This is a genomic window from Rhizobium sp. CG4, from assembly GCF_023701965.1.
GTDB lineage: Bacteria > Pseudomonadota > Alphaproteobacteria > Rhizobiales > Rhizobiaceae > Agrobacterium.
In genome coordinates, this window is sequence record NZ_JABAEG010000002.1 from 1043336 (window position 1) to 1054960 (window position 11625).

At 55.0% G+C, this 11625-nt stretch carries 8 protein-coding genes; 3 read left to right on the top strand and 5 right to left on the bottom strand.

Annotated features, from left to right (window positions below; all coding sequences use genetic code 11):
- Positions 1 to 120: 120 nt before the first annotated feature.
- A complete protein-coding gene (locus HGO37_RS10195) occupies positions 121 to 2436 on the bottom strand; it encodes a Tex family protein (protein WP_250983203.1) in 2316 nt (771 codons plus the stop codon).
- A 232-nt stretch (positions 2437 to 2668) separates the two neighbouring features.
- Between HGO37_RS10195 and purD the strand changes: the two genes are divergently transcribed.
- From purD to HGO37_RS10210, 3 genes are all read left to right on the top strand, one after another.
- Positions 2669 to 3940: a phosphoribosylamine--glycine ligase gene (gene purD / locus HGO37_RS10200; protein ID WP_250983204.1), complete on the top strand. Its 1272-nt coding sequence runs from the start codon at positions 2669 to 2671 to the stop codon at positions 3938 to 3940.
- A gap of 107 nt (positions 3941 to 4047) precedes the next feature.
- On the top strand, positions 4048 to 4521 hold the full coding sequence (locus HGO37_RS10205; RefSeq protein WP_250983205.1) for a plant virulence effector HPE1-like domain-containing protein: 474 nt from the start codon (positions 4048 to 4050) through the stop codon (positions 4519 to 4521).
- Positions 4522 to 5093: 572 nt separating this feature from the next.
- Positions 5094 to 6926, top strand: a complete 1833-nt coding sequence (locus tag HGO37_RS10210; protein ID WP_250983206.1) for a methyl-accepting chemotaxis protein — start codon at positions 5094 to 5096, stop codon at positions 6924 to 6926.
- Positions 6927 to 7010: 84 nt separating this feature from the next.
- Here HGO37_RS10210 and HGO37_RS10215 read toward each other — a convergent pair whose 3' ends face one another.
- The 4 genes from HGO37_RS10215 to HGO37_RS10230 all read right to left on the bottom strand — a co-directional run bounded on the left by HGO37_RS10215 (position 7011) and on the right by HGO37_RS10230 (position 11561).
- Positions 7011 to 7484 carry a VOC family protein gene (locus HGO37_RS10215; protein WP_250983207.1) on the bottom strand — a complete coding sequence of 158 codons (474 nt, stop codon included), beginning with the start codon at positions 7482 to 7484 and terminating at the stop codon, positions 7011 to 7013.
- Between the two features lie 98 nt (positions 7485 to 7582).
- A complete protein-coding gene (locus tag HGO37_RS10220) occupies positions 7583 to 8089 on the bottom strand; it encodes a 2-thiouracil desulfurase family protein (protein WP_250983259.1) in 507 nt (168 codons plus the stop codon).
- The gene (gene glyS, locus HGO37_RS10225) at positions 8082 to 10235 is read right to left on the bottom strand and encodes a glycine--tRNA ligase subunit beta (protein ID WP_250983208.1); all 2154 of its coding nucleotides are present in this window, start codon (positions 10233 to 10235) and stop codon (positions 8082 to 8084) included. Before glyS ends, HGO37_RS10220 begins: the two co-directional genes overlap by 8 nt.
- A gap of 165 nt (positions 10236 to 10400) precedes the next feature.
- A complete protein-coding gene (locus HGO37_RS10230) occupies positions 10401 to 11561 on the bottom strand; it encodes a DUF2207 family protein (protein WP_250983209.1) in 1161 nt (386 codons plus the stop codon).
- Between the last annotated feature and the right edge of the window lie 64 nt (positions 11562 to 11625).

Genomic DNA, 11625 nt, shown 5'->3' on the forward strand with positions numbered 1-11625 from the left:
TTCGGCCAAAGTTTCAAGACAGGCAGTTTTCAAAAAAATTGATGCATTTCAGACGCAAAACGCCGCCCCGTAAGTCACACGGGGCGGCGTTGTTTGTTCTTCAATTTATCGCAGATAAGGTTAGCGGCGTTTCATCGCCTCTGCGAGTGCGGCAGCCAAAGCACCACCGGATTGGCCCGCATCATTGCCACGACCCTGCGGTTTGGTACTGGCGTGCTTCATGGCGCTGGCAGTGCCCCTTTCCCGCATCGACTGAGGTGCCGCTTCGCCACCATCCTTGCGCATGGTCAGGCCGATGCGCTTGCGCTTAACGTCAACCTCAACCACTTTTACCTTAACCACGTCGCCGGCTTTGACGACTTCATGCGGATCCTTGATGAAACGGTCTGCGAGTTGCGACACGTGAACAAGACCGTCCTGGTGCACACCGATATCCACGAAGGCGCCGAAGGCCGCCACATTGGTAACCGTGCCTTCCAGCAACATGCCCGGCTTCAGGTCGGTAATTTCATCGACGCCCTCTGCAAAGGTTGCTGTCTTGAAACTTGGGCGCGGGTCGCGACCGGGTTTTTCAAGTTCTGCAATAATGTCCTTGACCGTCGGCAGACCAAACTGCTCATCAATGAACTTTTTCGGATCAAGCGATTTCAGGGTGGCACTGTCGCCCATAAGAGTGCGCAGATCACGGCCGCAAGCGGCAACAATCTTCTTGGCAACGCCATAGGCTTCCGGATGCACCGAGGATGCATCCAGCGGCTCCTTGCCGTTTGGAATACGCAGGAAGCCTGCGCACTGCTCAAAGGTGCGCTGGCCAAGGCGAGGCACTTTCAGCAAGTCCTTGCGGCTGGCAAATGGACCGGTCTGGTCACGGTGCAGCACGATGGCATCAGCAATTGATGCGCCGAGACCGGAAACGCGCGCCAGCAGCGGGGCCGAAGCGGTGTTGAGATCAACACCAACCGCATTCACCGCATCTTCAACCACGGCATCCAGTGAACGAGACAGCTTGCCCTGATCAACGTCGTGCTGATACTGGCCAACGCCAATTGATTTGGGTTCGATCTTGACGAGTTCGGCCAACGGATCCTGCAAGCGGCGAGCAATCGACACCGCGCCACGGATTGAAACATCGAGATTGGGGAATTCGGCAGCGGCGCGCTCAGAGGCCGAATAGACCGAAGCGCCAGCTTCCGACACGATAACCTTGGTGGGTTTCGGACCGGTCAGCTGGGTCAGCATGTCAGCCACCAGTTTTTCGGTCTCGCGACTGCCGGTGCCGTTGCCAATCGCAATCAGTTCCACGCCATGTTTGCGAATAAGACTTGCCAGTTCGACCTGTGTACCACGAATGTCGTTTCTGGGCGGGAATGGGTAAACGGTCGAGATATCGAGCAGTTTGCCGGTGCCATCGACAATCGCCACCTTGACGCCGGTACGGATGCCCGGATCAAGACCCATGGTGGCGCGCGAACCGGCAGGTGCCGCCAGCAGAAGGTCTTTCAGATTTCTGGCGAACACGTGGATCGCTTCTTCTTCCGCCCGTTCGCGAACTTCTCGCATCAGGTCGAGCGACAGCGACATGGAAAGTTTGACGCGCCATGTCCAGCCGGCAACCTCCATCAACCAGGCATCGCCTGCTCCGCCGGAACGGATATCAAATGCACTGGCAATGGTTCTCTGGCACGGTTTGACCGGCGATGGATCATCTGCATCAACGTCGATTGTCAGTGTCAGAATTTCTTCGTTCCAGCCGCGCAACATCGCCAGCGCACGGTGACCCGGCACTGTGGCCCAGCGCTCAGAATGGGCGAAATAGTCGGAGAATTTTTCGCCCGCTGCTTCCTTGCCTTCGACAACCTTGGCACGGAACGTTGCGTTGTGGCGCATGTAGTCACGCAGGCGGCCAAGCAGTTCGGCATTTTCGGTCATGGTTTCGGCAACAATGTCACGCGCACCTTCAAGGGCGGCCTTTACATCGGCGACTTCACCCTGAACATAAGTCTCAGCCAGCTTGGTAGGATCGGCACTGCGATTGTCCCAGATGGCTTCTGCCAGCGGTCCAAGGCCACGCTCACGGGCGATTTCCGCACGGGTACGGCGCTTTGGTTTGTAAGGCAGGTAAAGGTCTTCCAGTTCGGCCTTGGTGACTGCCGATACGATCTTGACCATCAAATCGTCGGTCATTTTTCCCTGACCGGTGATGGATTCGACGATCGAGGCACGACGCGCATTCAGTTCACGCAGGTACGACAACCGCTCGGCCAGTGTGCGAAGCTGGGTGTCATCCAGACCACCCGTCACTTCCTTACGGTAACGTGCGATGAACGGAACCGTCGCGCCTTCATCTAGCAGCTGTATGGCAGCCTTGACCTGATCGGGTCGGGCATTGATCTCAGATGCGATGACTGGCGCGAGGCGGGCATTATCTGCGGACATGTGCTTCTCTGGTCTGTTTAAAATCTGGCCGAACATAGAGGCTGATTGTGGCATGACAACACGAAGTGTAAACAAACCCACAGAAAAGCCGATAAAGCACCGTGAACAGCTGGTGTTAAAGGCCACGGAAGGCGGATATGCGGGAACAAACAGGCCGGAAAGACAGCTTTCTCCTTGACCTTTCTCCCCCCTGCCCTTAACGCCGCAGAAACGAGATTACAGGGGTGAGACTATGAAAGTTCTGTTGATCGGTTCTGGCGGACGCGAACATGCCTTGGCGTGGAAAATCGCGCAGTCCCCCCTGTTGGACACACTCTATGCGGCACCCGGCAATCCAGGCATTGCGGAACATGCGACGCTGGTGTCTCTCAACGTTGAAGACCACGCTGCGGTCATCGCGTTTGCCAAGGAAAAGGCGATAGACTTTGTCATCGTTGGTCCTGAGGCTCCGCTTGTTGCAGGTTTGGCGGATGATCTGCGTGATGCAGGCATTGCCACCTTCGGCCCGTCGAAGGCAGCAGCCCAACTCGAAGGCTCCAAGGGTTTCACCAAGGACCTCTGCGCCCGTTACGATATTCCAACCGGCGCCTACCAACGTTTCAAGGAAGCAGAACCGGCCAAGGCCTATGTGCGCGAACAGGGCGCACCTATCGTCATCAAGGCCGATGGACTTGCCGCCGGCAAGGGCGTGACAGTGGCGATGACCGAAGCCGAGGCGCTTTCCGCCATTGACGATTGTTTTGATGGCGCCTTCGGTGCTGCCGGCGCAGAAGTGGTTGTTGAAGCATTTCTGGATGGTGAAGAAGCAAGTTTCTTCTGCCTTTCGGATGGCAAGACGGCGCTGGCGCTGGCAACAGCACAGGACCACAAGCGCGTTGGCGATGGTGACACCGGCCCGAACACCGGCGGCATGGGTGCCTATTCCCCTGCTCCGGTCATGACAGCTGACATGGTTGACCGCACCATGAAGGAAATCATTGAGCCGACCATTCACGGCATGGCCAAGGACGGCCATCCGTTCAGCGGTGTGTTTTTCGCCGGGCTGATGATCACCAAAAAAGGCCCCGAACTGATCGAATATAATGTGCGTTTCGGTGATCCCGAATGCCAGGTCCTGATGATGCGCCTGAAGAGCGATCTGCTACCTATTCTCTACGCAACGGCCACCGGCACGCTGGATAAGGTGACAGCAGAGTGGATCGACGACACCGCACTAACAGTCGTTCTGGCATCAAAGGGTTATCCGGCAGCCTATGAAAAGAACACACCCATCGTCGCCATTCCCCAGGCTGACGAAGGCGCAAAGGTGTTTCATGCCGGCACAGCGCTTAAGGACGGCCAGTTGGTGGCCACCGGCGGTCGCGTGTTGAACGTCACGGCAACCGGCAAAACGGCGAGCGAAGCGAAGCGTCGTGCCTATGACCTGCTTTCCAAAGTCGAATGGGACAATGGCTTCTGCCGCAAGGATATTGGCTGGTTGGCGATTGCCCGCGAACAGGGCTGATAAGCTGTCGCCCTGACAGGTTATTCGTTCAATATTTACCAATTTTACTGACCGGACGGAAAGGAAGTCCGGTTACTATACTTCTTCGAATGAAGGAGTATTGGCCCATGCGTTATTTTGTTTCGGTTGCATTGTTTGCACTGACAAGCCATGCCGCTATGGCTTCCTCGATCGAGGTCATTGACCATGACCGCACAGACAACAAGAGCATTATCAACCTGCGTTGCGGGTCTTGCCCTCCCCTGAAGGAGAAGGTGACGGCTAGCCAGTATGTTGCGCCATCGCTGCAATCCGGCGTTCAGAAAACCGAAATCCGTGATGTGAACGGCACAAAGGAAATGTTCCGCACCGAAGCATGGCTGGGCGGTTCGCCCGTTGTCTACGTGAGCACAGCCAAGACCTGGATGCCAGCGGAAGATAGCGGCACAACGCTGGCTGCCACGAAGGACGGCCCCGAACACGCACCTGATGGCATTGATTTCGAGGCGACAACGACCTCAATCAGTAAACCACAGCCACCTGTTGCGGCTTCTACCGTGACAAAACCCGATTTCAGCAATTTTTCGCTGCGCTTGAACTAACAGACACGATCAGCGATCGGCCCTTGAGGCCTGTTTCACCCGCTTGGCAACAACAGGCGGGTGTTTTTATGCGCATGTCTTTCTGCCAGCTGGGCTTTGAGCTGCGATCAGCCGATGCAGATTTACGCAACCAGTAGCGGATTGTGAACCAGCGCACTGCCAGCCATCGCGTTAACTATTTGTCTTTTGTCAGATTTCTTTCGCATCCCCGAAGCGGGGTTTGGCGCAACATATATTTAAAACTCAACTGCGGGGAGTTTTATTATTAGCGACAAGCCACCATGTATTAATATGTAGTATTTATGACAGACGCAGAAAAATGCTCGCTTTGGTTTTATTTTTATTTGTCATCAACTTAATCATACTGAATAACGACATCATAATACTCGTCTCTTGAAGCGATTTCCCCCACACCAACTGCTCAATTAAATATTTATTCAACAATATGTATTTTTTTAATGCATGGTTGTGCGATGCAGCATGATGACCAGTGCAGAATGCGCTCCCCCTTTTTTTAGATCTTGCCCCACCGCTTCATGAGACGCGGTGCCGCAAAAGCGCGATGAGTAGATATGAAAAATCTTCCGATTTCCCGACAGTTGCTATTGTTGGTCATCACCCTGATGATCGCATTTGCCGGTGCAACATATTATCAGATCAGCTCTTCCGCGAATGCGATCTATGAAGAGCGGTACAACATGCTGCGCACGCAGGTTCAGTCTGCAGTCTCTATTCTCAAAGAGTACCACGCCAAGGAACAAGCAGGCACTTTGACGACCGAGGAAGCCAAGAAGCAGGCTTTTGAAGTCGTTTCCGCTATCCGATACACGCCGGATGGTTATCTGTTCGGTTATGACTACGACGTGAAGATGGTGTTCCACCCAGAAGCAAAACGCGTTGGCCAGAACTACAAGGGCCAGCCGGACAGCAAGGGTTACCAGTATCGCGACGAGCTGGTAAAGCTTGGCCGCGCTGGTGGTGGCCAAACCGACTTTTACGGTCCAAAACCTGGCCTAGAAGGCTCCTTCCTGAAAAGCTCCTATGCGCTGGCTTTTGAACCTTGGCAGCTGGTCGTGGTAACCGGCGTTTATGTCGACGATCTTCAGGCACAGGTTCGCGCTGAAATCTTCAAGGCATTGTCGCTTGGCATCGCCGTTCTGGTGCTTGGTATCGGTGCAGCACTTTATGTCATTCGTGGCATTTCCCAGCCGTTGGCCGATATTCACAAGGCACTGGGTGAAGTTGCCAACGAAAATGTCGCCATCGACATTCCGCACACCACCATGACCAATGAAGTGGGCATGATGGCCAAGGCAACCGCATCGCTGCAGCAGAAGGTTCGTGAACGCCACGCCATGGTCGAGCGCCAGGAACAGCAGCAGCGCGAACTAAATACAGAGCGCCAGAACAACCTTGATATGCAGCGCAGCGAAGCTGAACTGCAGGCGCATGTCGTCACCATCATCGGCCAGTCGCTTGAAAAGCTGGCAAAGGGCGATCTGACCGTTCGTTGTGGTGATCTTGGCCCGCGTTATGCGGATCTGCGCAGCAACTTCAACGAAGCCCTGACGCATCTTGATGCTGCCATGGCCAAGGTGAACGCCAAGAGCATCGACATTGGCGGCTCGAAGGAAGAAATCCGCAAGGCATCGAATGAACTGTCCCAGCGTACCGAGCTTCAGGCTGCAAACCTTGAAGAAACCTCCGCTGCCCTCGACCAACTGACTGTGGCCGTTCGCCAGACCGCAGAAGGTGCACATGAAGCCGCCAAGCGCGTTACCGCAATCAGCGGTGAAGCAAGCCGTAGCGACCTCGTTGTCGAGCAGGCCATTGGCGCGATGAGCGGCATTGAGCAGTCCTCGGATGAAATCTCCAAGATCATCGGCGTGATTGACGACATCGCCTTCCAGACCAACCTTCTGGCGCTGAATGCCGGTGTTGAGGCGGCACGCGCTGGTGAAGCAGGCAAGGGCTTTGCCGTCGTGGCACAGGAAGTGCGTGAGCTGGCTCAGAAATCTGCGGCTGCGGCCAAGGAAATCAAAGACCAGATCGCCCGCTCGTCCGGTCAGGTTGAAAACGGTGTTCGTCTTGTTGGCGAGGCCGGCGATGCATTGAAGCGTATTTCCGACCAGATCAAATCGGCCAATGAGATTGTCACCAAGATTGCCCATTCGGCGTCCGAGCAGGATACGACACTGAGGTCCATTTCGTCCTCGCTGAACCAGCTTGACGCAGCCACCCAGCACAATGCCGCCATGGCGGAAGAAACCACGGCGTCGGCTGAAGCCCTTGCCGTGGATACGGAAGAGCTGCTGACGCTGATCCGCACCTTCCGAGTGTCCGCCTCGTCCAACGCTTCCGGCAGCCTCTATGGCATGGGAGAGCAGATGCGCCGGGCAAGCTAAGGTCGCGATAGACAATCAGATAAGACAAAACGCCGGAGATCAGTCTCCGGCGTTTTTATTTGGGCCATGTCCCTCGGCCATATCTCAGCCGCGACGGGCGGCCTCAATTTTTGCCACGTCGATCTTTTTCATGGTCATCATGGCATCAAAGGCACGTTTTGCTTCAGCTCCACCAGCGGCCATCGCCTGCATCAGAACACGTGGGGTTATCTGCCAGGAGATACCCCATTTGTCCTTGCACCAGCCGCACTCACTTTCCTGCCCGCCATTACCGATAATGGCGTTCCAGTAAAGGTCGGTTTCTTCCTGATCGTCTGTGGCGATCTGGAATGAAAAAGCCTCATTATGTTTGAAGACCGGTCCTCCATTCAGACCAACGCACTGCACGCCAGCGACGGTAAACTCGACCATCAACACATCGCCTTCGTGGCCTGATGGGTAATCACTCGGCGCGCGATAGACCTTGCCCACCACGCTATCCGGGAAAAGTTCGGCATAAAAACGCGCGGCTTGTTCCGCCTCGCTTTCATACCAGAGACAGATCGTATTCTTAGCCATGCTCGTTTCCTCCCGATTGACCACCTCCTCAGGCATAGAATGCGTAGCAAAGCCTAACGTTCCTCGAGACATCGGAGATGGCAGCGCCGGATCATTTTTTACTCGGTCAGTTGGACGAGTTGTGCAATCTGGTCGTGGGAGAAAATTGAGATGCCCGCTTTTGCAAGAAGAGCGGCGGTTATGCCGTTGCCGGCATGTTTCAGGCCGGAAAACGAGCCATCGTAAATGGCAATCGAACCACAGGAAGGGCTGCCATCGATCAGCAAGGCATAGTCGCAGCCACTATCCTGCGCGAAAGCCAGCGCCTTTTGCGCACCGCGAATGAATTCGGCCGTCACATCACCACGGGTGATTTCCAGCACGCGGGCACGGCCCTCAAGCACATCGAGACCGGAGGCACCATTTTCTATTTCAGCAGGAGGACGGGGAACGGGCATTCCACCTGCCATTTCCGGACAGATGGACACAAGACGCCCTTCATTTTTCCAGCGTTCTATCGCCGGATGGGAAAGCAGCTTTCCCTTACCGTCATACCGTACGGCATGGCCCAGAAGGCAGGCGCTGATGAGGATTTTCCGCCCACCAGACGCCCCTTTATCAGCCAGTGATTTTCGAGAAGTCGGCAACAGTGCCGGTTGCTTCACGAATAGCCTTCAGCAATGCCAGACGGTTGGCGCGGATCGCCGCATCTTCATCGTTGACGAGAACGTCTTCGAAGAATTTATCGACCGGCGCACGCAGCGTTGACAGCGCCTGCATGGCAGAACGGAAGTCCTCGCCTGCAACAGCCTTGGCGGCATCAGCAGAGGCTGTTTTTATTGCAGCATAAAGCGCCTTTTCAGCATCAAGCTTCAACAGTTCGTCTGCCACGCCATCGGCAACCACGGTGCCCTTCTTTTCTTCCGCAGCCAGAAGCTGGGTGGCGCGCTTTGTGCCCGCGAGAAGGTTGATACCGTCTTGATCGGTGATGAATGCCGTCAGCGCTTCAACGCGGCGCGCAACCATCAAGAGATCGTCCGATTCCGGTGTCAGAACCGCGTCAATCAGATCGTAACGGGCACCGAGATCACGCAGATATACCTTCAGGCGGTCATGGAAGAACGACAGGAGGTCCGGGTCCTTGATGACGGAAAGCAGCGGCAAGCGAACATTGCGTTCCATGATGATGCGCACGACACCAAGTGCTGCACGACGCAGTGCAAACGGGTCTTTTGAACCGGTTGGCTTTTCATCGATGGCCCAGAACCCTGACAATGTGTCCAGCTTGTCAGCCAGCGCGACAGTCAGCGAAACCTTGTCACGTGGCACGAGGTCGGTCGGGCCCTGCGGCTTCCAATGTTCTTCAATGGCAGCAGCAACGCTTTCGTTTTCGCCCTGTAACAGCGCATATTTGCGGCCCATCAGGCCTTGCAGCTCTGGAAACTCGCCAACAGCTTCGGTGCGCAGGTCGGCCTTGGCCAAAACGACGGCGCGATCGACCAGCGCAGCATCGGCACCGACGATTGGTGCCAGCTGTTTTGCCAGTTGGCGAATGCGGGTTACGCGCTCACCCTGCGTGCCAAGTTTGGCGTGGAAGGTTACGTTGAGCGCGTCCAACTTGGCCATGCGCTGATCAAGCGGCTTGTTGAGGTCGAGGTTGAACTTTTCGGCAGATGCCTTCAGCGTCTCTAGGTCCGGCAGGTTACCCAGGTCGCGGGTCCAGAAGTGCTTGGCATCCGACAGGCGTGCACGCACGACCTTGCCATTGCCATGCATGATTTCCTTGCCACCATCGGTTGCCTGAATGTTGGACACCAGAATGAAGCGGTTCGACAGGCCTTCTTCCGCACCCTGCGGGCGGGTCACGAAACACTTCTGGTTGGTCTTGATGGTCAGACGGATGATTTCTGCCGGGATCTGCAGATAATCTTCCTCAAATGTTCCCATCAGCACCTGTGGCCACTCTACAAGTCCGGACACTTCTTCGAGAAGGCCTTCGTCCTCGACCAGTTCCAGACCGTTGGCGAATGCGATGTCCTTGGCGTCATGTAGGATGATATCCTTGCGGCGCTCGGCATCGAGAATGACCTTGGCCTTTTCGAGGTTGGAAACATAGTCTTCAAAACGGCGGACAGTGATCGCTTCAGGCGCATGGAAACGGTGACCATAGGTCACGTTGCCGGCAACGATGCCATCGATCTCAAACGGAATGACCTGCGTCTCGTCATGTTCTGGCCCAAAAAGGCAAACGATGGACTGCAACGGGCGCACCCAGCGCAGGCTTTCCGAACCTTTGCCTTCGATGCCGCCGTAGCTCGAACCTTTTGGCATGGAAGCCGGGCCGGAGCGCATGGACTTTGGCCAGGCAAAACCACGAATGATACCCGGCATAACGTCAGCAATGATGTCTTCCGCCGGACGGCCGGGCTTGTTGACCACGGCGATATAGAAGTCACCCTTCTTCGGATCGGAAACGACCTGCGCCTGCGAAATATCGCTCAGACCCGCGCCGCGCAAAAAGCCTTCGATCGCTTTTTCATTGGCGTCGGTGCGTGGACCCTTCTTTTCTTCCCGCACATCGGCGGAACGGGCGTTCAGGCCACGAATGTCCAGCGTCAGGCGACGTGGTGTCCAGTATTCGCGCGCGCCATCATAGGTCAGGCCAGCTTCAACCAGTGCGTCGGTGACGAGCTTTTTCAGGTCACCCGCCGCCTTGCGCTGCATGCGGGCGGGGATTTCCTCGGAGCGGAGTTCAAGCAGAAGATCGGGCATGGGATGAAAACTTTATCTGTTTCAAAAGAGTGTCGCGGACTTAGCAAGCCCTGTGAAAAAAGTCACCACGGCAAACGGTTAAATTACCGACAAGGTAAGGTTTATCTAGCGGATAGAAGCAACCAGCACCATGATCCGGCAAAACTATAGCGAAAAACCGGCCAATCACTTTTTCTCAGGTTCAGGAACAACGGCTTCAACCCTTTGCGCAAGAGCGGAGGAGAAGTCGACTATCCAGTCACCAAAACATTTTTCGGGGCTGCCGCCATACCATGATGGCGCATAGGATGAGGCAACACCTGCGCTGATCAACCAATTTCTGAATTGCTGGCACCAGTTTTTCTCAACACCCAAAGCAACGGCATAAGGCAACATATCCTCAAAATGCGATGCAGACATCAATGGTGCACGGGCCATCACCGCGCGCTCCTTTTCTGACAATTGCAGATAAAGGCTGAAACCTTCAAATCGCTCCAGTACCGTACGGCCAAGTGGTGTCCGCCCGCCGATCAGGAACAGAGAAGCCACATTTGTGAGAAAAATGCCGCCAATAGCCAAAATTATGGGAGGTAAACCAAGGTCAATAGTGTCCTGCCACACGTCGTGCGGGAAGCTAAGTGCGATATCCCTACACCGGTAGACAACAAACACCAGGATACCAGTTACAAAAATCTTGGCGGCACAACCCGCACGGACTTCAGCCATAAGTCTCCAAATGAATAGGGGAACAAGAATGAAGAAAAAGGGAACAACCACAGAAACGCCAAGGAGTATTTTAAACTGCTCAAAATTAAAGTCGGTCAAAAATACAAAAACACCCAATGACACGATGCTGAGAATGAATCCGAACAGAAAATATGAGGAGTGATCCTCATGATATTGTCCCAAATCTTCGCCTCCCAGCGTCTGGCGAAAATCTTTGACCAACGTGTCAACCGCCCAGCCATTGAACCTGTCGATGGTGAACTCTGACCCTGGATTTGCAATGTGGGAAAGAATGGCCTGTTGGCTGGCCGGCAACTGTTTGTCTTCTGACTTATTGGTGCGGCGGAAAACAATCTCGGTTCCCAGGTCCGTCAGCACAACAAAACCTTTCACCGCGAGTTCGAATATACTGGCAGAAAAGGCCGTGTAGCCTTCCGACGAAAAAGTGTGGTGCGCAAGAAAGTTTGCGCGGACGGGCGACATGTCCTCTGGAACAGACCAATGTGGTCTGATCAAACCTTTCGGCAGGCCAGGGCCAACCTTGAGCCTGACACCGAGATAATAGAGCGCGACAACTGCTATGCAGATGAGTGCCAAAACATATGGTGACGTATCAGCCATTCACAACAGCCCTTTTGCACTCTTGCGCCGTGCGGAATTACCAGCCGCCGCCACCACCGCCACC

What these genes read in the sequence shown, in the direction of transcription:
- HGO37_RS10195 (WP_250983203.1), bottom strand. Translation starts at nt 2,436, where the DNA reads ATGTCCGCAGATAATGCCCGCCTCGCGCCAGTCATCGCATCTGAGATC.
- purD (WP_250983204.1), top strand. Translation starts at nt 2,669, where the DNA reads ATGAAAGTTCTGTTGATCGGTTCTGGCGGACGCGAACATGCCTTGGCG.
- HGO37_RS10205 (WP_250983205.1), top strand. Translation starts at nt 4,048, where the DNA reads ATGCGTTATTTTGTTTCGGTTGCATTGTTTGCACTGACAAGCCATGCC.
- HGO37_RS10210 (WP_250983206.1), top strand. Translation starts at nt 5,094, where the DNA reads ATGAAAAATCTTCCGATTTCCCGACAGTTGCTATTGTTGGTCATCACC.
- HGO37_RS10215 (WP_250983207.1), bottom strand. Translation starts at nt 7,484, where the DNA reads ATGGCTAAGAATACGATCTGTCTCTGGTATGAAAGCGAGGCGGAACAA.
- glyS (WP_250983208.1), bottom strand. Translation starts at nt 10,235, where the DNA reads ATGCCCGATCTTCTGCTTGAACTCCGCTCCGAGGAAATCCCCGCCCGC.
- HGO37_RS10230 (WP_250983209.1), bottom strand. Translation starts at nt 11,561, where the DNA reads ATGGCTGATACGTCACCATATGTTTTGGCACTCATCTGCATAGCAGTT.